Source organism: Streptomyces coelicoflavus (assembly GCF_003112555.1).
Taxonomy (GTDB): Bacteria; Actinomycetota; Actinomycetes; order Streptomycetales; family Streptomycetaceae; genus Streptomyces; species Streptomyces coelicoflavus.
Map to the genome: position 1 here is coordinate 151,544 of NZ_BEWB01000019.1, position 19,468 is coordinate 171,011.

The following is a 19,468-nucleotide window of genomic DNA, read 5'->3' on the forward strand; positions in this document are numbered from 1 at the left end:
GCAGGAGCCCCGTCGCCGAAACGGCGCGGGGCTCCTTGGGTACTGCTGTCAATCAGACAGGAGTGACATTCTCCGCCTGCGGACCCTTGGGGCCCTGCGTGACGTCGAAGGACACCTGCTGGTTCTCCTCGAGGGAGCGGAAGCCGCTCGCGTTGATCGCGGAGTAGTGGACGAAGACGTCGGGGCCGCCGCCTTCCTGGGCGATGAATCCAAAGCCCTTTTCGGCGTTGAACCACTTCACGGTTCCGGTAGCCATAAGCCCTCCTTGGGCCCAAAGGGTTGCCCTGCTCCAGAACCCAGCAAGTGTGAAGACTTTGAATGCCGCACAACTGCATACGTCTGAGAACGACGAGAGCCCGCGGTCACATGCTCCGCAGGCTCTGTACTGCAAGGGAAACCAAACTGCAACTTGCTGTGAGCCTAGCACGCAGGCCCCCCGGCGCAACAGAGGTCAAGATCACTTCACCCGAACGTTTGAACACCTGCGCCGTTCGGCTGACGCCGGGGGTCGGCGGCGGGCGGATCACGGGGGAGGTCTAGCCTCGCGATGTGGACAATTCTCGCACCCGGCCGCGCGTCGGCCACATCCAGTTCCTGAACTGCCTGCCCCTCTACTGGGGGCTCGCGAGAACAGGCACGCTCCTCGACTTCGAGCTGACGAAGGACACCCCGGAGAAGCTCAGCGAGCAGCTGGTGCGCGGCGATCTCGACATCGGTCCCGTCACCCTGGTGGAATTCCTCAAGAACGCCGACGACCTCGTCGCCCTGCCCGACATCGCCGTCGGCTGCGACGGCCCGGTGATGTCGTGCGTGATCGTCTCCCAGGTCCCGCTGGACCGCCTGGACGGCGCCCGGGTCGCCCTCGGGTCGACCTCGCGCACCTCCGTACGGCTCGCCCAGCTCCTGCTGGCGGAACGGTTCGGCGTCCAGCCGGAGTACTACACCTGCCCGCCGGACCTGAGCCTGATGATGCAGGAGGCCGACGCGGCCGTCCTCATCGGGGACGCGGCCCTGCGCGCCAACATGATCGACGGCCCGCGCTACGGCCTCGACGTGCACGACCTGGGCGCCCTGTGGAAGGAGTGGACGGGCCTGCCGTTCGTCTTCGCGGTCTGGGCGGCGCGGCGGGACTACGTGGAGCGCGAGCCGGTCATCGCCCGCAAGGTGCACGAGGCCTTCCTCGCCTCCCGCGACCTCTCCCTGGACGAGGTGGAGAAGGTCGCCGAGCAGGCCGCCCGCTGGGAGGCCTTCGACGAGGACACCCTCGCGAAGTACTTCACCACCCTCGACTTCCGCTTCGGCGCCCCGCAGCTGGAGGCGGTCACCGAGTTCGCCCGCCGCGTCGGCCCCACCACGGGCTTCCCGGCGGACGTGAAGGTGGAGCTGCTCAAGCCCTGACACGACCGGGGCGCCGCCGCGGGCGGCCCACTACCCTGCTGACAGGTGTCGGCGTACGGGGGAGGGGTGGACGCCATGCGGCCGCTCGATGACGACGAACCCACCGTCGTGGGTCCCTACCGGCTGCTCGGCCGGCTGGGCTCCGGCGGCATGGGCCGGGTCTACCTGGGCCGCAGCGCCGGGGGCCGCACGGTCGCGGTGAAGATCGTGCACCCGCACTTCGCGCTGGACGAGGAGTTCCGGGCCCGCTTCCGGCGCGAGGTGGACGCCGCCCGCCGGGTCGGCGGCGCCTGGACCGCGCCCGTACTGGACGCGGACCCCGGGGCGCGCGTGCCGTGGGTCGCCACGGCGTACGCGGCCGGTCCGTCCCTGACCGCGGCCGTCGCGGACGGCGGCCCGCTGCCCGCCCACTCGGTACGGGCGCTCGGCGCGGGCCTCGCCGAGGCGCTGGCGGCCGTGCACGACCTGGGCCTCGTCCACCGCGACGTCAAGCCGTCCAACGTGCTCCTCACCCTCGACGGCCCCCTCCTGATCGACTTCGGCATCGCCCGCGCCACCGAGGGCACCGCCTCCCTGACCTCGACGGGCGTGTCCATCGGCTCCCCCGGCTACATGTCCCCCGAGCAGATCCTCGGCAAGGGCGTGACCGGCGCGGCGGACGTCTTCTCGCTGGGCGCCGTGCTGGCGTACGCGACGACGGGGCAGCCGCCCTTCCCCGGGGACTCCTCGGCCGCGCTCCTCTACAAGGTCGTCCACGAGGAGCCGAGGCTCGACGGCCTGGACGACGGGGAGCTGCGCGAGCTGGTCGCCTCCTGCCTGGCCAAGGACCCGGCCGCCCGGCCGGCCCCCGCCGAGGTGGCCCGGCGCCTGGCCCCCGAGGGCGCGGCCCGCCTGGTGACCGGCGGCTGGCTGCCGGGGCCGCTGGTGGAGCGGGTCAGCCGCAGCGCCGTACAGCTGCTCAATCTGGAGGCGGCGGAGTCGGAGCCCGGGGCGCCCGGGCCGGAGGCGTCGGGGCCCGTGGGGTTCAGCCGGCCCTCGGTGACGGCGGCCGGGGCGGACGCTCCCCCGGGGCCGGAGGGCGTGGCGGTGCCCGTGACCGCCGGTGCCTTCGGCCCCCCGCCGGTGATGCCGGCGGCCCCGCCGCCCGCGTCCTCGTCCGTCCCCGGCCCGAGGGACCCCGGGCCGGGCGACGACCCGGCCCCGGCACACCCGCCGGGCCGGCTCGCCCTCTCCGTCGCGGCGACCTCCACGCAGGGCGAGGGCGGACGGGGACGGCGGCTCAGCTGCACCGTGGCACTGGCGGTGGCGGGCGCGCTGGCGGCGGTGACGGTCGGGTCGGCGTTCGTCCTGGACCTGCTGCCGGGCTCGGGCAACGACGCGCACAACGCGGGGGGCGGCGAGGCCTCCCCCGAGCCCCCCGCCGCCACCGCCGGCACGCTGCCCCAGCGCTACGTCGGCACCTGGGAGGGCCAGGCCGCCGCCCTGGACGGCAAGCTGCCGCTGGGCACCTTCCGGATCACCATCAAGCAGGCGAAGACCGGCGAGCAACTGGGCAGACTCCGCCAGACCGACGCGCTGGGCGGCGTCTGCGTCGACGTGATCACGCTCAAGAAGGTGACGGCGAAGCAGATCGTCGCCGGATCCGTCGGCGCCGAGGGCAACCACGAGGGCTGCAACCCCGCGCCCACCACCGTCACCTTCACCCCGGTCGGCGACGACCTCGACTACGCGTCGAGGAGCGAGGAGTCGGGGCGGCCGGAGGCACGGATGTCGAAGGTCGGATAGCGGGGCGGGCAGGAGGCGGGGTGGCGGGGGATGGGACGGGATGGTGGTGGGGGGGCGAGGACCCCGCCCCCCGCCGGCTCAGCCCGCCCCCCCACCGGCTCAGCCCGGCACCACGACCGTGCGCAGTTCTCCGTCCCCGAGGTGCAGCATGCCCTTGCCCGGCGTGACCTGGCCGCCGACCATCTGGCGCGAGATGCGCAGCCCGATCAGGTCGCCGCTGGAGGACTCCTGCGGGGAGAGCAGGATGCCGCGGCGGGCCTTCTTGGCGTCGACCTGCCAGCCGGAGAAGCCGCTGCACACGTCCTCCTCGTCACCGGCGATGACGAGGGCGAGGCCGCGCTCGGCGCCCCGGGAGACGATCTTCTTCATCTGGCTCTCGGCGTCGCAGTCCTCCAGGATCTCGCCGTCGTCGACGAGCACGGCGATGGGCTCCTCCGGGCTGGCCCCGTCGATCAGCTCCTCGAACTCGTCCTCGTCGATGTCGTCCCCGGTGAAGACCTTCAGCACGCCCTCCGCGCCGTCCAGTTGACGCACCGGTGACTGGCGGGGCGCCGCCACGACCAGGCGGGTGCCCTGGGCGAGGAGCGACTGGGCGACGTTCATCAGCACCGTGGAGCGGCCCGACTTGGCCGGTCCCGCGATGACGAAGGACGGCACGCCGTCGGCGAGGTCGGGGCCGAAGCCGACGATCTCGTCGCCGCCGATGCCGATCAGCGCCCACAGCTTGGAGCGGGACGCCTCCGGGTCGCGCATCTCCCAGGCCTCCGGGAAGGAGATCCGGCTGGGCAGGCTGTCGACGCGGAACGGGCGCCGGGCGCGCGGGACGTCGGCGTCGCGGGCCGTGGCGGCCTCGCCGATCGCGGTGATCGCCGCGGCCTGGCCCTGACCGGTGGTGTCCTCCGAGAGCAGCGCGAACTGCGTCTCCGTACCGGCCTCGTTGCGGAAGGCGCGGCCCGGCGGGATCTCCTCGGGCACCTTGCGGGCCGGGATGCCGAGCGAGGCGAAGTCGCTGCGGTCGGCCAGGCGCAGACCGTACTTGTCCTCGGTGAGGGTCGCGATGCGGCCCACGAGCAGCGTGCGGTCGCCGGTCAGGATCAGGTGGATGCCGACGCTGGCACCCTCGCGCATCATCGTCTGCAACTCGTCGGTCAGCGACCCGTGGTCGACCTCGCCGAGGGTGGGCACCCAGCCCTCCCAGCGGTCCAGCAGGACGACGATGTGCGGCAGCCGCTCACCCTCCTCCACCGAGGCCCGCTGCTCACCGATGTCCGCGAACCCTGAGTCGGCCAGCAGGTCCTGACGGCGCGACAGCTCGCCCTTGAGCCGGTTGACGAGCCGGACCACCCGCTCGGTCTGGTTGCGGCCCACGACCGCGCCGCAGTGCGGCAGCCGGGTCAGCGCGTTGAGGGCGCCGTTGCCGCAGTCGATGCCGTAGAGGTGGACGTCGGCGGTGGAGTGGGTGCGGGCCAGCGAGCCCGCGATGGTGCGCAGCACCTGGGAACGGCCGCTGCGCGGGGCGCCGCCGATCATCAGGTGCCCGAAGCTCGCGAAGTCGACGACGACCGGGCGGCGGGCCTGGTCGGAGGGCAGGTCCTCGATGCCGTACGGGGCCGGCGGCAGCTTGCCCGGGGCGGCTCCGGCGAGGACCGGGACCTCGATCTCGTCCAGCAGCAGCGTCTCGTCCAGCGCGGGCAGCCAGGGGCTGTGCTGGGCCGGGATGCCCATCGACCGGTTGGCGTCGCGCACCGCGTCCACCAGCACCTTGAGGTCGGTGATCTCGTCGTCCTCGCGGGACTCGGTCTTCGGCTTGGTCAGCGCCGCCCGGCCCAGCTCCTCCCAGCCCAGCGGCCCGACCCAGGGCGCGAGCGCGGCGGGATCGGCGGCACCGGGCCGACGGCCACCGACGCGCCCCGACTGGAAGGGAACGAGGGAGGAGTGTCCGAGGCGTACGTAGGCGCGGCCCGGGGTGTTCTTGGAGATGTGCCCCGCCTCGGGCGAGTCGATGACGTCACTGGACTCGCCGCCGTCCGTCACGCGCAGGGCGATCCGGAGGTTGGTGTTGGCGCGGATCTCGGGGGAGACCACACCGCTGGGCCGCTGGGTGGCGAGCAGCAGGTGGATGCCGAGCGAACGTCCTCGCTGGGCGATGTTGACGAGCCCGGTCACGAAGTCGGGCAGGTCCCGCACCATGGAGGCGAACTCGTCGATGACGATGAGCAGCCGGGGCACCGGAGCGTGCGAGGGATCGCGCCTGACGAGATCCTGGTAGTCCTCGATGTCCTTGGCGTCGGCGGCGGCCAGGATGTGCTCGCGCCGCTTCAGCTCGGCCCCCAGCGACTCCAGCGCCCGCTCGACCAAGTGCGCGTCGAGGTCGGTCACCATGCCGACGGTGTGCGGCAGCTTCACGCAGTCCTTGAACGCGGAGCCGCCCTTGTAGTCGACGAGGACGAAGGTCATGTTCTCGGGCGTGTTCGCCACGGCGAGCGCCGCCACGATGGTCTGCAGCAGCTCCGACTTGCCGGAACCGGTCGTACCGGCGATGAGGCCGTGCGGCCCGTCCTTGCGCATGTCGATGCCGAACGGCCCGTCGTACGACTCACCGATGACGGCCATCGTCGACTGCCCGCCCATCCGCCACCGCGCGCCGATCGCGTCGGCCGTCGGCGGCTCCAGCTGGAGCACGTCGAGCAGCCGGCTCGCCCCGGGCAGCGCGGAGTCCTCGGTCTCGCCGCTGATGTCCCGCAGCGCGGACAGCGACCGCGCCAGCCGCAGGCACCAGGCGGGCGTGACGAAGTCGGGCCGTACGCCGGTGATCCGCTCGACCCCCGCCTCCTCGACCCGCAGCCTGAGCTTCTCGGCACGGGCCCGCTGCTCGGGCTCGGCCGGGGCGTTGGTGTGCCACGCCTGGAAGGACGGGAAGCCCCCCGCGACCTGCTGCGCGGGCTGCGCCTCCTCGTCCCGCCGCTGCCGCCCGCTCTCCTCGGCCCTGGGCTCGGCGACGACGAACGCCTGGCACTCACCCGGCAGGAACCGCTCCTCGGCGTCGATGCACACGGCGAACATCGACACGGCCGGCCCTTCGCGCAGCAGCCGTACGACTCCGGGCAACGACCGCAGCCGCCGCGAGCCGTCCCACACCACCACGATGTCCGGGTCGGCGAAACTGGACCCCTGTGCGCCGCTGCCCTTCTGTTCCGCTGCCTTCTTGCGGGCGTCGAGGATCTGCGTCAGCTCGCCGATGCGGGCGCCGACGGTCTCGGCGTCGGTACCGATCAGGACGTTGACGTCCTGCCCGCCGGAGGGCCTGGAGTGCGGCAGCCACCGCACCCAGTCCCACTCGCTCTGCGCGGAGTTCTCGCTCAGCACGTAGAACTGCACGTCCATCGGGCTGTGCAGGGCGGCGGTCTGCGCGACCGCCCACCGCCCCAGCGACCGGGCCGAGTCCCCGGGCCCCGCGATGCCGACGACCCCGAGGGTGCGCAGCGACAGCGCGACGGGCGCGTCCTCGATCTTCCAGGTGACCTGGCGCCGGTGGTCGTCCTGCTCGGGGTCGTCGAGCACGACCTCGGAGGGCAGTTGCCCGGTCCCCACCCTCAGCAGCAGGTGATCCCGGTCGGTGCGCCGCCGCTCCCACAGCCGGGTCCGGGGCCCGGTCCCCACGGACAGCACGACCGCCGGGTCGGGAATGGCCTGCCGCCGGTCGTCCCGCTCGGCGACCAGCGCGTCCTGCGCGTCCTTCTCGATCCGCGCCTTCTGCTCCTCGTACTCCTTGACCTGCTTGGCGTGGGACTTGCGCCCGTGCTTCTTGTCGTTGAAGTAGTTGGCGAACAGGAGGATCGGGCTGAGACCGGCCATGATCAGGTAGTACCAGCGCCCGAACACCATCACGGCGACGACGGCGCCGACGAGCGGCGTCAACGCCATCAGCCAGGGCAGCGGCCGGGCCTCGTAGTCGCGGGGCGGCGACGGCAGCCGGAAGTTGGTCTGCCGCTCGGCCGGACGGAGCCGGGGCGGCCGGTTGTAGTCCAGTCCCACCCCGTCCTCGGACCACTTGAGCGCGGCGTTGGGCGGCGCGTACCGGGCCAGCTCGACGAGCGAGTTCCCGACCGCTATCTGCGCCCCGAGCGGCCAGTCGTCGCCGTCCCGTTCCTTGACGGACTCCCCGTCGAGGGTCACGCCCTCCTTGTCTCCGTGCACGGCGACCTTGCAGGTCCCGTCGGTGGCGACGGAGAGGGTCAGGGCACGGGCGTCCACCTCGGGGTCCTCGATCCGGACGTACGCGGCCGGCCCGCTCCCGATGTCGTACTTCCCCACCCCGAGCCGGTGCACGAACCCGGCACCCGGCCCGCCCACTACCCGCAACTCCACGAGCCCGGTGGGCTCCCCGGGCAGACACCCGGACGGGTCCTGGAGACTGACGACGGCACCCTCGCGCAACGGCGACCCGATGACCGTGGCGGACGGATCGACGGCGTACCCGTCGACGTAGACGAGCGGCGCACCGCCGGCTCCCGCCTGGCCCTGATGCCCGATGGGGATGACCTGCGCGCCCGCGACCCCGACCTGCTTGGCCAGCTCCTCGGCGATGTCCCCGACGGTGGACTCGGGATCCGCGTCGAGCACGACGTCGGCGGAGCCCCCGCCGTACGGATCGACGACGGTCAGAGTCAGTCGCACGCTTGTCCTCCCCAGGCGAGCCCCTGCGGCCGCTTCCACACCACGGCTCACAGTCCAGGCGACGATATCCGCTGGGTGTCGCGGTCCGGCAACAGGGAGGTGACCGGACGTTCCCGTTGGCAACGCAGGGATGTGACACCACTGGCCTCCCCCGTAAGCTGCTGCCTCAAGAGCGGACGATCACACCGGTCGATACATCCGACCGGTCCGACCGGTGCGCCGGTTCGGTCCGCAAACGAGGAGCCACGGGGGTTGGCCCTGCGGCGTTGTGAGAGGAAGCGGCTTCATGGCCAAAGACCTTGACATCACATATCAGGACATGCGGGATGCCGCCAAGCATGTCGTGAAGGAGAAGGAAAAGCTCCAGGAGAAGCTCGACGGCCTCCGCAAGTACATCGGGAACCTGGTCGAGTCGGGCTACGTCACGAAGTCCTCCTCCAAGGCCTTCGACGACAACTTCGACGAGTTCACCCGCGGCGCCAAGGACACCCTCGACGGCCTCGACGGCATGGGCGACTACCTCACCACGGCCGCCGACAAGTTCGAGCAGATCGACGAGGAACTGGCTAAGCAGGCGCGGAGCAAGTGACTCCTTGCCGGTAGGCGTGGACATTCCCGCTCGGAGCGGCCCTCGGGACCTTGTCCCGGGGGCCGCATCCTTGCCGGCGATTCAGCCTCGGTCCTGGTCACCGAGAGGGTCGTCGAACGAGAGCGTCTGGAGAACGGCCGACATGAGTCGGTAGATCTCGGTCCAGTGGTCCATGGACGGCGTGTTGAGGGTGAACACCGCCGTGTACGGACCTGTGGGAAACGGGACGTGCACCTGGATCTGGCCGGTGAGGAGCTTCGTCTCCTCGAAGTTCATCGTGGCCGCCGCGTTGACGGGGTACTCGCGCAGGGTGATGCACGAAACCGCCGGACCGCAGGGGAGATCGACCCAGATGGCGTTGTTGTACGGGTCGCCGGACAACGCCGCGAGGATGCCCTGCGCGACCACGTCGGTGTCCGCGTCGGACTGGTCGGTCGGGATGATTCCCACGGTGAAGGCGCAGTGAGCGACGCCCTCGGCAGGCTCGTATCGCATCCCTCGGTCCGCATCCGAGGTCGCGTCGTCCTCGGTGGCGGTGGAGAACAGACCCATCGCGGCGTAGGAAAGACCCGTGGACGCCATCAGCTCCCCCACGGCCGCGTAGTACGGGGCAGCGGACTCCCACAGGTGTTCGTCGCCGCGAGAATACAGTTCCCGTACCAGCGCGGACGCGCTCTCCACGCGTGCCTCAGCGGTGGCATCCAGGGGAAGGGCGAAGAACCCCTCCGGGACGATGAACCAAAGCGGCGGAAGGCCGTTCCTGCGAGGTACGGCGTGCGGTATGGATACGTCAGACGTCATGAGAAGTAATGTGCCGTTCCTGTCCGGTGTGAGACACGGAATCCAGAACCTCGTCAGGTGAGGAAGTCGTCCGGATGGTATTCCGTCAGGCTGAGTTCGGTGCCGTCCGCATCCATCACCGTGTTCAGGCCGGAGTGTCCGAAAAAGGCGTGAACCGTGCTGGGGGCCAGTACCTCGATACGAAGGCAGCCGCAGGTGTTCTGCTTGACGAGTGGCGCCCGGGCGTCTGGTGCCTGTGCCGACGCGAACCGCTCCGCGGTCTCCCGTTGAGCGGGTGTCAGTCGGTCCAGCGGGATGAAATCGAGCGGCTCGATGAGATAACGAGTCAGCCTCTCTCGTTTCACGCTGCTGAATCGGCACCACGAACCGTCCGTGAAGGTGATCTTGACATCGTTGCCGACCTTGAAGTCGCGCAACTCGACGCTTCTTATGTCGGACCGTGGAATCTCCCACAGGTGTTCGTCGTCGATGAGAGCGTCGTCTCCCTTGACGTACGGAAACCCGACGATCACCAACCGACGGTCTGTGACGACCGCGTGCGTGCGGTAGTGATCGGCAGAGGACCGTGCCGGGTCCAACTGCCACGGCAGCGTGCGGGCCGTGGTGTCCGGAGCGGCCCAGATGACCGGGAAGTCCTCGACCTCGTCCGCACGGTCGTGAGAGCGGTCCGCACCAGTCCCGCCGGACGGTCCGCCGACGCTCCCGCCCTGGGAAGACAGCGCTCCCCAGGCCAGGGTGACCGCGGCGATCGCCGTGCCCTTCAGCGTGTTCAGCGCACCCGCCTGCGGTGCCGACCGCGCCGTGTACGTCGGTCCTTCAGGCCAGCCGGGCAGTTGCCCCTGGATGTCGTTGCGCTCCGTGTCGCGGAACCAACGCCGTCCCCTGACGCGCATGGCCGCGCCGGAAGCGAACACGACGGGGGCGCGAGCGAGGAAGGTCTCTCCCTGCGGGGGTAGCCAGAGGTTCATGGCCGTCGTTCCTTCTCCTTGGCGAACATGGCAGTGATGCGCCTCTCCGGGTACCTCAGTCGGTCACGTGCCCATAGATCTTCGGAGCGACCTTGAGGCCGGCGTCCAGCGCCATCCCGGCAGCACTGAACGGTTCCAGGTTCACGCCCGGTATCAGGTTCGCACCCTTGGTTCCGATCAACTGACCCGGGTGGTAGCCGGCGTAGGACAGGCCGCCCATGCGCGACATCAGACCACTGCTCGAGTGCGCGACCTCGAAGACCTCGTCGGAGAAGCCGCCGATCTTCACGAGGCCCGCCTTGCCCAGACCTCCTGTGATATTGGCCGACTCCTTTCCGAAGGAAAGCACCACTCGTGCTCTACCGATTTCGGTGGCTTTGAATCCCTTACCCAGTCTGCTCGCGGTAGTGGCCGCTTTTGCCGCGCCGACGACCTTGGCTCCCTTGCCGAGCATGCCGATACCCGGAAGCAGCCCCACGGCGTCGAGACCGATCTGTGCCCAGCCCACGTCGGCGCCGGCCGCCTTCGCTACGCCGTGAGTCGCCAGTGACAAGCCGGCGCCGATGAGCGCGGCCGTTCCGAAGATCGCTGAGAGCGGCGGGAACGGGAGGGTCACGATGGCCAGCATGCCCAGCACCGCTGTGATGTCGCTGAGCACGTCGCCGATCGCCTTGATCAGGTCCGCGTGTTCCTTCAGCCAGTCGCCGGTGGCGTCCCAGGCGTCGGCGATGCCCTTGCCGAGTTTGTCCCAGAAGCCGGGCTCGTTGGGCGCGATGTCGGCGGCCTTGTCCAGCTCCTTGCCGATGTTGCGAGCCGCTTCCCTGAAGCGTTCCTCCAGGTCGTGGACCTTCTGGATGACGCCGTCGACCGCGCTGGACGCCTCACCGAGCTCCTTGCTGCCCTTGCCGTCGGCCTTGGCCTCGGCGTCGGCTCTCGCGTCGAGTTTGTCACCGGCCGACTTCTCGAGCCGGTTCGCCTCGTCCTGGAACTCCTTCAGCTCGTTGGACCAGCGGTGCAGCGCACGTGAGGCCTTGTCGAAGGACTCGAAGCTCTTGCGGATGAGCGGGGTGACGTCCTCGCCGATGTACTCGGTGAACGCGATTGCGGTCTTGCCCTTCCAGGCGCCGCATTCGATCCGCTCGAGTTCCCTCACCGCGGTGCCCAGGTCACTGGCCAGACCGCCGAGCTTCTTGGCGAGGTCGCGGGTGTCCTCGACATCTCCCGGGGTGGGGTCCCAGCCTATGTTGGGGAACGCGGGACGCGTACCGGCCACGTCTACTTCCCCTTCTTGGCCTTGGCGGCTTTGAGGGACTCCGCCAACTCCAGGTCGAGGTCGCCGAACGTGTCGCCGATGTGGTTGATCATCTTCACGGCGCCTTGCGTGTGCTTGCCCAGCTGCTTGATCCCGTAGCCCCACTCGTCGGCGAAGTCCTGGACATCTTCGACGAGTTCGGGTTCACCGACGGCCGAGGCGTCGGCGCCGCGCAACGTCCGGCGTGTGGCTTCCATGCGGTCGCTGATGGTGGAGAACGTCTCCTTCAGGTGCTGGAAGATGGTGTCGTCGAGTGTCAGGTCGCTCATGCGGCGGTCGGGTCCCTCCGGGCTTTGCGGTCAATCTCACTGACCGTATCGATCAGTCGCCCGGTTTCTCCACCGCGAACTGGTCAAGTGTCCGCATTCACTGTGGCGCACCCGGAAGTCCCCGATGTGGACGCGGGTGGTGTGCATCACCAGAGGCATGTAGGTCAGTGGAACGGGGCCCGCTGACCCGTCCAAGGGAGTCGATGTCGCTCACCGCCGGGTGGAGTCAGAGAATGCCCGCAAAGCGGTACAGGCGGTGTGCTGCACTGTGTTGTCGCCGTCGCTCAGTCTCTCGGGAGGACTGGGGAGCGCTGGGCGTCAGTGCTGCCGAGGCGGGGCAGTCGCATCAGGTACTTGTGGATCTCGCTTGGTTCTTCATCGGTGATGACCGTCAGCCACGATCCGTCGGAGAACAGGACGCGGAGCCTGTCACTGGGGTGGATGCGGAGAAGCGGATCCTCCACCCGGGCTTCCTGCACCGGTATCTCGGCAACGACGACCATGCGCTCCGTCTGTCGGACGGACACACGCTTGGGAGGAGCGGCCAGTACGACGTGGTCCGGCGTCAGTACGAGGAGGCGCTTGGGGTGCGACGAATGCCCGTACCAGCGCAGCAGGAACTGTCCGGCCGCCGCCGTCCAGTCCCCGTCGAAGAGTTGGTCCAGGGCGTGGGCCTTGATGGCCTCTTTCCGCCCCTTCTTGTCCAGAGCCCGAGCGCGGGCCCTGGCACGCTCCTTGGAGCTCAGGAGCCATTCCGCCAAGTCCTCCAACGAAGCGAGTAGCGCCAAGAGTGCCCCAAACGGCCAGAGGACGCCTACGAGCGCGACACCCAGCATGCCGAGCGGCCGCATCGACGCAGGACGTAGAGGCGCTCCGCCCGCAGCCTCGCGCACTTCCGCGGGCGGTTCCGGAATCTTGCTGATCCGACACCAGGCGGCACAGTCGGCCGCAAGGCCGAGTCGCGTCTTCGCAAGCTTCGCGAGGCCTGTGGATCTCATCATCGGTTGACTGCCTGTGATTCCTGGACCGTTACAGCCTGTGCGTTTTCGAAGGTGCCGTCTCCGGAGGAGCGGAGGTAGCTGATGTCGCAGGGTGGTGTCTGGTCGGCTTTGCCCTTGGCGTAGGGCTCGCCGATGGAGCCGTCTTCGTCGAACCCGCACTCGCCGGAGGCCGGGTAGGTCTCGGCGTCCGGGGTGCCCGGCTCCAGCTTGAGCGTCATCGGCTTGGCGGTGGTGGTGGCCGTGAGGGCGAAGCCAGGGACATTGATGGACGCCGTGGCCCGGATCTCGTGGAAGTCGGTCTTGTCGAGCCAGGCCCAGGTCGGCAGGTTCACCTTCGTGGTCTGGGCGGGGGCGAGGGTGACCTCGGTGCCGGGGAGCTTCATGTGCTGGTAGGCGAGGGCGGCGAGTATCTCCGGGGTGATGGCCCGCTCTGTACCGGGGCGGCGGGGCCTCGCCGTTGTCGACCCAGAAGGGGAGTTCGGTGCAGGATCTGCGCTTGAGGATGTCGGGCTCGTCGGGATTCTCTACGCCGGCCCAGAACATGCCCTCGCCGTCCTTGGCGACGAGGTAGGGGGCGTACCAGCAGGGGGGGCGGGGACCAGTTGACGTCGGCGGACGTCACGTTCCCGCTGCCGCCGTTCGGGGCGACGGATCCGGTGTATTCGATGCGTACGGCGGAATGGATGCCGGAGCCGTCGCGGCCCCCATTCTCTTTGATGCTGGCGCCTTGGCCGTTCCCGGTCGGTCCTTCGGCCTGCGCCGGCGCACCGAGTACGACGGCATCGGAGCCCAGTATCAGTGCTGCCGTCCCCGCGCTCGATGTCGTACGCACTGAGCCCTTCACCGGCACTGCTCCGCCTTCGTCTCGACAAACACCTTGGAAGCCTGCCAGAGGTGTTCGGCCGTGGGGTACTTGACCATGATGATTTCGAAATGGTCGAAGTCGGCGATGCTGGGCTCGCTCTTGAGTACCTTCCCGGTCTTGACCTCTTTCCCATAGAACTTGCTGGAGTCCACGCAGAAGGAGACCTCCACCGAGGTGCCGTTGGAGGCAGACCGAGTGGCGACGTCGTAGTGACGTCGGGTGCCGGTCGAAGTCCATCCGCCGTCGATGCGGCTGTTGATCTGCGTCTCGGCGTAGTGCAGCCCGTCCCCGGTGGCGTATGCGGCCACGGCGGCGTCCTTGGCCGTGCGTTTGTCGACGCCTCGATAGATCGCGCGGACGTAGTTCGCCGCGTCGTCCATCGCGGCCGCTTCGCTCTCGTCCCTCGGCTTGTCCCAGTCGAAGACCAGGTTCATGTCCTTGGGGAGCGACACGTCGACGCCGTCCGGCTTGTCCACCGCCGGTGTCGCCGAAGGCTTCGGCGATTCCTTAGGAGTCTGCGCGCCCTGATCGGCCCCCGCGATCTTGTCGTTGTCGCTGGACTTGTCGTCCCCGCCCCCGCAGGCCGTCAGCAGCAGAGCTGCTGAGGCGGCGAGCGCGGCAGCAACGGGCAAAGAGCGGCGCTTCACAGTGAACTCCCCGTGAGACAGACGTGCGGTCGAGGCTACTGGCGGTATCCGCGGGGTTCCCGGTTTCGTCAGAGCGAATTACTCACGTCATCAGGGTGATTCGGTGAGCATGAGTGCTTCGGTTGCGTCTTGTGTCCTGATCGCGCCTGAACGTACGACAGTCCAGGCCGCACTCGCCCTTCGCCGTCTGGAAGTACTCTTCCACCGTCCACCTCGTGGCAGCCACCTTGACCAGGTCTTTCAGCCGGGAGGTGGCCGGTCCGCAGCAGAGGTAGTAGACGATCTCGACAGGGTCGGCGACGCCGCGGCGGGTCAGGGCCCAGTGCCCCAAGCCGTCCGCCCAGCAGGGCCGGATCGCGATGCGGGCCCAGTCGTGGATCCGCTCCCCGTGCGTGCCCAGCCCGCCGGAGATCCGCTTCCAGCGCTGCCGGGGCAGTGCGGCGATCAGGGCATCGACGCGTGCCGTCATTCCCGAGCAGCTCACAGGTCGAGTTGACCCTGGTCTGCTGCGTGGACGCCACGACGGCGTCGACCCATGCGCCACGCTGTTGCAGGGCCCGGTCCCGGATCAGGAAGAGGCCGACGACGAAGAGCGCAGCGGCGGAGAGGAAGAAGAGGAGCGTCAGGACCAGCCGCTGATCGGTGTGGACCGCGACGAGCCACAACACCCCGAGCGCGACCGCCAGGCCGGGAAGGACGAGCCAGCGGCCGGCGAGTCCGGAGAGCGCGGCGCCGTCGAGGATGGCCAGGAGGCTCACGCTCGTGTAGAAGAGCGGGGCGGAGTGGCGCCGTTCCAGGCGGTCGAGCCACGCGGGCCCCGCCATCAGCGGGTGATGAGGCTGGGCCAGGTCTTCTCCTCCGAGACTCTCGCCCGGGCTTCTCGCAGTGCCCACGTATAGTGCCGCAGCCCCTTGGCCATGCCCCAGAGACCGACCGCGGCGATCGCGATGCCCGCCCCAGCCACGGCCACCTGGGCGCACGTACCGCCATTCTCCTGGCCGAGATCCCCCGTCAGGGCGACGAGGACCAGGATGCCCCCGGCCAGTAGCGGGGCGACGGGCGCCATCATCCACATGAGCGACTTGCCGGACAGGAACGCCAGGTACCGGCGTCCGTCCAGTGGAACGGTGTTCTTCCAGGGTTGCCCCGCCCGCATCAGGTCCCATGTCGAGGCGAGGGGCTGCGGGATGTTCCCGGGAGGCAGCGCACGGGCCGGGGGCAGGCGGTCGAGCGCGGTCCATGCCTCCAGCAGCCGATGCGCTGCGCGGCCTCGTCGTACCACGCGCCTGAATGCCGCGGCGGCCACTCCCGCCACCAGGAGCGAGACGACCACGAGCACGACGGTCACGAGCAGGTCCGCGCCCTCGGGATCGTCCAAGTCGAGGTACCACCCGAGACCCACCCAGGCGAAGCACCAGCCTCCCGCAACCACCGCCGTGGCCAGCCAGGACCACAGCAGGTTCCGCAGCGCCATACTGCGCGGGGCCAGGACGTCTGTTGCGGCGGACCGAGCGGTGAGGAGCGCGGCCCGGTCGTACCAGACCAGGGTCCGCGGGTCGGGTGGCAGGTCGGGCGGGTTTCCAGGGCTCATGACAACGCACCGTCCTCGTCGGGTTCCGGCTGTTCGAGAAAGGTCGACTTCCCGGCGATGAGGGCCACGATGCTCGCCATGGACAGCACCTGTTCGGCGTCCAGGCAGGTACCCACGACCATGAGTCAGGGTCGGCCGTCGTGGGGCCCGCTGAACGATCCGGGGCCGGGCTGCGGATATGGCTGGCCCGGGTTGGTCGACGGCGGGTACGGAGGCGGCATGGGGGGATGGCGACGGCCTCCCCTTCGGAAGGCGACTGTCACGCCGGTGACGAGAACGACTCCTGAGATCCCCGCAGCGAGATCGGTGGCGACGGTGTTGGGGGCGGATCGCCGTGGCCGGACCTCTCCCTCCGGGTCCTCCAGCACGCTGAGAGTAGCCCCCCGGGAGAGATCCGCGCAGTCGTCCAGAAGATGGGGAACGGCTGTCCCATCGTCCGTGCGTCGCAGTTCACACACCGTGTCGCGTCTGGGGCGTTCAGTGATCTGGACCACTGTCACCTCGGTCCAGCGTCCCCGTGCCTCCAGTACGTCGTTGCTGTGCCCGTTCCAGGAGAGGAGCGTCAGTGCGGTCGCGGATACGGCGTACAGGAGCGTCAGGTACCAGGCCCGGCCGAAGTAGTTGACCTCGGTGAGCAGGGCCAGAAGGGCCAGCGCGACAACGAAGAGCAGAACGTAGGCAGGCCACGCGTTCGCAGGAACGAGCAGGAGCAGCAGACGTAGTGCGAACGGCAGTGCACAGGCGACAAGGGCGAGAGCGAAGCCTGTCCTGGTCAGGGCGGCGCGTGACAGGCCTGGTGCACGTTCCGTGAGCCCCTTGCTCAGGGAGTGTGCCACGAAAGAGGCGTTCACATTCATGAGTGCTCCCCCAGAGTCACGTTTCCGACTCTGTTTCATCTGCATCCGGGGCATCATCGACGAATGTCGAATTACCCCCTATCACTGCGACGACTCCGGCGAGGGGCACCACTTGTTCGGGGTCCAGGCAATTTCCCACGACCAGTAGACCGTGGTCGCCTCCGGGCGGGCATGAAAGTGACACGGCGAGTCCGATGCGGCCCACCGATGCATCCGCCCCCGACTGTGCCTCCTCCGTGGGGAACAGAGTGAGGTCTCCCTCCGGAGACATGACTGGCTGCGAGATGATGCCCAAGCCGAAGCCCATTTGTGTCGGGTAGGACTCCGTGTAAGCTACGCGCCCCTCCAAATCCTCTCCCAGTAGCCGGACGGCAACCTCGCCCAGGTCGAGGTCTGCCTGCACGGTGGGCACATCCACCACTGCGGCCATGATCTGCCAAACTGCCGGACCGCCATCCTTCGCTGGAACGGTCACCAGGCCGTAGGAGATCAGGCCTTGCTTCCGGAGGATTCCACGCCATGTGAGGAGAGCGGCGGTGAAGTCCGCGCGCACACTCGGTTCATGCTGGGGATAGCTGCGATTGATCAGATCTTCGTAGCGCGCTCGTGTCGAGTCCTCGGAGATGTCCTCTACTAGATCGAACCAGTCCGTGGGCGCATACAGATTGACGGCGCCTGCTGCCGACGGCCTGGCAGACAACGGGGTGGAGGTGGCCGTGGACATCAACTGGCGCTCCCGTTGGGCGAGATGAACGGGCCGGTCGGGGTCGGGAAGCCGCCTGGGATGAGACTCGGCAGTTTGGGCGGCTTGAAGATGTCGGGCATCCGGCCTTGCCCGAGGTCCGTCAGAGCGTCGGCCCCACCGCCAGGAGCCAGGCCCATGAAGTTGCCTCCAATGGTGTTGGTGAACTGGGCTGCCTGAAAACCGAACTCGGGCGTGTGCATCCCACCCCTGCCCATCTGGCTGGCGAACCGGAAGAAGCCCGGTACGTCGGGGCCAGCGTTGCCGATCTTCATGGTCTGTGCCGCGAGCTTCGGGTAACTTCCGGCGGCACCGGCGAGCTTGCTCAGCTTCAGCCCGGCTGCGAAGGCGGCACCGCCAAAGGCGAGGGTGACGGCGTCGAGTATGACCGCTGGGTCGGTGAGAGCCTTGAGGAAGCTGCCCGTCGTCCCCACGGCCGAGAGGTAGTGACTGGCGAGCGCGATGCCACCGAGTGCCAAGGCCGGCAATGCGAGGAACTGGAGTCCGGGAACGAGGGACAGCAACCCCAATATGGTGCTGGCGAAGCCTGCGATGTCTCCCACGAACTTCAGTAGGGGCGCGAGTTCCTTAAGTGCCGCCTTGATCTCATCGAGCAGCGCGTCCTGGAACTCAGCGATGTTCTCTACCAAGTCCGCGATGGCCTCGCCGATCTTGTCCCAGATCCCCGGCTCGTTGGGCGCGATGTCCATCGCGTGCTTGAGCCGGTCGGCGACCGCTCCGCCTTCCTCGATGTAACGTTCCCGCAGGCGCTCGGCCCGGCCGCGTATCTCCTCCAGGTCGGCATTGGCCGCGTGGAGCGACTTCTCCTTGCCGCTGCGCTTCTCTTCCTGCCGTTCCTGCTTCGCCTTCTCCTCGTGCGTCTGGTCGCCCAGCCGCTCGGCCCACCCGGGCTTGGGCGGCATGCCGTCCAACTCGCGCTGGAGCCCGGCAGCCTTGCCCTTGGCGTTCTGCGCCTCGCTCTCCAGCTTTTCCGCGTATGCCTGCTGCTCGCGCATGTAGCGCGCCCAGTCGTCCAGGGCCTGTCCGGCGTCGGTGAACGAGTCGCGCGCGTCGTTGACCTTGGGACGGAAGTCGTCGTGGAACTGCTCACGGAACGCCTCGGCGGCCTTGCCCTTCCACTCTCCGCGGCCGGTGCCGTTGAGGACCTGGGCGATGTCGCGCAGTGTCTTTCCCGTCCTGACCACGATCTCCGCGACGCTCGCGGCGTCCGCCTGATTGCCGGGGCAGGGGCAGAACCCGATCGCGGGGAAGCGGGCGTCGGCGGCGGGGTCCGGACGGAGCCAGCCGGGCCGGGAGTAGTCCGTCACCGCTTCCCGCCCTTCCCGGACCGGGCCTTCTCCAACTCCCGTGCGAACTGCTCGTCCGTCTCCTCGAAGGTCTTCTTGATCTGCCCCAGTGCCTTCGCCGCGGACTTGGAGAACTTGGACATCTGCTTGATCCCGTACGACCACTCGTCGCCGAAGTCGTCCATCCGCTTCGCGAGCTTGAAGACTCCCATCGCGGCGCCGTCGACGTCCTCCATCTCACGGCACGGCGCCGCCATCACCTCGTGGATGTCGCGAATGTCCTTCTGCGTCTTCTCCAGCATCTCGAAGTCGATGTACAGGTCACCCATGATTCCCCCGGTTCGCTGTCGCCCATGCTCGCTCTTACGAACCAACGCTATACAGCCCGTAGATGGGGAGTCCGGGTGGGGGTGAGGGGCCGTTGCGGACCGGCACCGGCCGGCAACGAGCTGATGGTGGCGGCCGGAGAGGAAGTGGAAGAGTCCTCGGGCAGACCGCATTTTCCCGATTTTCCCGATCTGAAGAAATTCGCGACCTTGGCGTAGGTTGCTCAGAATGTTGGATACCGGTTGGTGTTCCTCTTCCTCTCCTTCATCGGTCTCGTCGTGACACGGCTCCGTCGGGCGAGGCGAGGCACCTCGCGCGACTCTCCGCAGCGC

General features: G+C 68.9%; 16 protein-coding genes and 2 pseudogenes. 3 read left to right on the plus strand and 15 right to left on the minus strand.

The window, feature by feature from the left end:
* Positions 1-52: 52 nt before the first annotated feature.
* Complete coding sequence (locus tag Sco07f_RS36105; RefSeq protein WP_003992177.1) at positions 53-256, minus strand: cold-shock protein; 204 nt, start codon at positions 254-256, stop codon at positions 53-55.
* Between the two features lie 293 nt (positions 257-549).
* Between Sco07f_RS36105 and Sco07f_RS36110 the strand changes: the two genes are divergently transcribed.
* Complete coding sequence (locus Sco07f_RS36110) at positions 550-1,398, plus strand: menaquinone biosynthetic enzyme MqnA/MqnD family protein (protein ID WP_007443802.1); 849 nt, start codon at positions 550-552, stop codon at positions 1,396-1,398.
* Positions 1,399-1,473: 75 nt separating this feature from the next.
* The gene (locus tag Sco07f_RS36115; protein WP_108990378.1) at positions 1,474-3,183 is read left to right on the plus strand and encodes a serine/threonine-protein kinase; all 1,710 of its coding nucleotides are present in this window, start codon (positions 1,474-1,476) and stop codon (positions 3,181-3,183) included.
* A 99-nt stretch (positions 3,184-3,282) separates the two neighbouring features.
* Here the strand turns inward: Sco07f_RS36115 and Sco07f_RS36120 are convergent, their stop codons facing one another.
* Entirely contained in the window at positions 3,283-7,860 is a 4,578-nt protein-coding gene (locus tag Sco07f_RS36120; RefSeq protein ID WP_087789930.1) for an FtsK/SpoIIIE domain-containing protein, read from the minus strand.
* A 286-nt stretch (positions 7,861-8,146) separates the two neighbouring features.
* Between Sco07f_RS36120 and Sco07f_RS36125 the strand changes: the two genes are divergently transcribed.
* Positions 8,147-8,449: a WXG100 family type VII secretion target gene (locus Sco07f_RS36125; RefSeq protein WP_007443855.1), complete on the plus strand. Its 303-nt coding sequence runs from the start codon at positions 8,147-8,149 to the stop codon at positions 8,447-8,449.
* An 81-nt stretch (positions 8,450-8,530) separates the two neighbouring features.
* Here Sco07f_RS36125 and Sco07f_RS36130 read toward each other — a convergent pair whose 3' ends face one another.
* From Sco07f_RS36130 to Sco07f_RS36185, 13 genes and pseudogenes are all read right to left on the minus strand, one after another.
* Complete coding sequence (locus tag Sco07f_RS36130) at positions 8,531-9,250, minus strand: hypothetical protein (protein WP_244942226.1); 720 nt, start codon at positions 9,248-9,250, stop codon at positions 8,531-8,533.
* Between the two features lie 53 nt (positions 9,251-9,303).
* Positions 9,304-10,218, minus strand: coding sequence for a hypothetical protein (locus Sco07f_RS36135; RefSeq protein WP_108990363.1), 915 nt, complete (start codon positions 10,216-10,218; stop codon positions 9,304-9,306).
* A gap of 55 nt (positions 10,219-10,273) precedes the next feature.
* On the minus strand, positions 10,274-11,491 hold the full coding sequence (locus Sco07f_RS36140; RefSeq protein WP_108990364.1) for a hypothetical protein: 1,218 nt from the start codon (positions 11,489-11,491) through the stop codon (positions 10,274-10,276).
* Between the two features lie 2 nt (positions 11,492-11,493).
* Positions 11,494-11,799 carry a hypothetical protein gene (locus Sco07f_RS36145; protein WP_108990365.1) on the minus strand — a complete coding sequence of 102 codons (306 nt, stop codon included), beginning with the start codon at positions 11,797-11,799 and terminating at the stop codon, positions 11,494-11,496.
* Positions 11,800-12,083: 284 nt separating this feature from the next.
* Complete coding sequence (locus Sco07f_RS36150) at positions 12,084-12,800, minus strand: vWA domain-containing protein (RefSeq protein ID WP_159107025.1); 717 nt, start codon at positions 12,798-12,800, stop codon at positions 12,084-12,086.
* Positions 12,797-13,650 (minus strand): annotated as a pseudogene (locus Sco07f_RS36155) (hypothetical protein). The gene Sco07f_RS36150 and the pseudogene Sco07f_RS36155 overlap by 4 nt, the downstream one beginning before the upstream one ends.
* Positions 13,641-14,312 carry a hypothetical protein gene (locus tag Sco07f_RS36160; RefSeq protein WP_174855471.1) on the minus strand — a complete coding sequence of 224 codons (672 nt, stop codon included), beginning with the start codon at positions 14,310-14,312 and terminating at the stop codon, positions 13,641-13,643. Before Sco07f_RS36160 ends, Sco07f_RS36155 begins: the two are co-directional and overlap by 10 nt.
* Positions 14,313-14,472: 160 nt before the next feature.
* Positions 14,473-14,772 (minus strand): annotated as a pseudogene (locus tag Sco07f_RS36165) (IS701 family transposase); the annotation flags it as partial.
* Positions 14,773-15,135: 363 nt separating this feature from the next.
* Entirely contained in the window at positions 15,136-15,903 is a 768-nt protein-coding gene (locus tag Sco07f_RS36170) for a hypothetical protein (RefSeq protein WP_108990367.1), read from the minus strand.
* Between the two features lie 125 nt (positions 15,904-16,028).
* Entirely contained in the window at positions 16,029-16,760 is a 732-nt protein-coding gene (locus Sco07f_RS39895) for a hypothetical protein (protein ID WP_007443841.1), read from the minus strand.
* Between the two features lie 16 nt (positions 16,761-16,776).
* Positions 16,777-17,484 carry a hypothetical protein gene (locus Sco07f_RS36175; RefSeq protein ID WP_239109610.1) on the minus strand — a complete coding sequence of 236 codons (708 nt, stop codon included), beginning with the start codon at positions 17,482-17,484 and terminating at the stop codon, positions 16,777-16,779.
* The gene (locus tag Sco07f_RS36180) at positions 17,484-18,830 is read right to left on the minus strand and encodes a WXG100 family type VII secretion target (protein ID WP_108990368.1); all 1,347 of its coding nucleotides are present in this window, start codon (positions 18,828-18,830) and stop codon (positions 17,484-17,486) included. Before Sco07f_RS36180 ends, Sco07f_RS36175 begins: the two co-directional genes overlap by 1 nt.
* Positions 18,827-19,138: a hypothetical protein gene (locus tag Sco07f_RS36185; protein WP_007443844.1), complete on the minus strand. Its 312-nt coding sequence runs from the start codon at positions 19,136-19,138 to the stop codon at positions 18,827-18,829. Before Sco07f_RS36185 ends, Sco07f_RS36180 begins: the two co-directional genes overlap by 4 nt.
* Between the last annotated feature and the right edge of the window lie 330 nt (positions 19,139-19,468).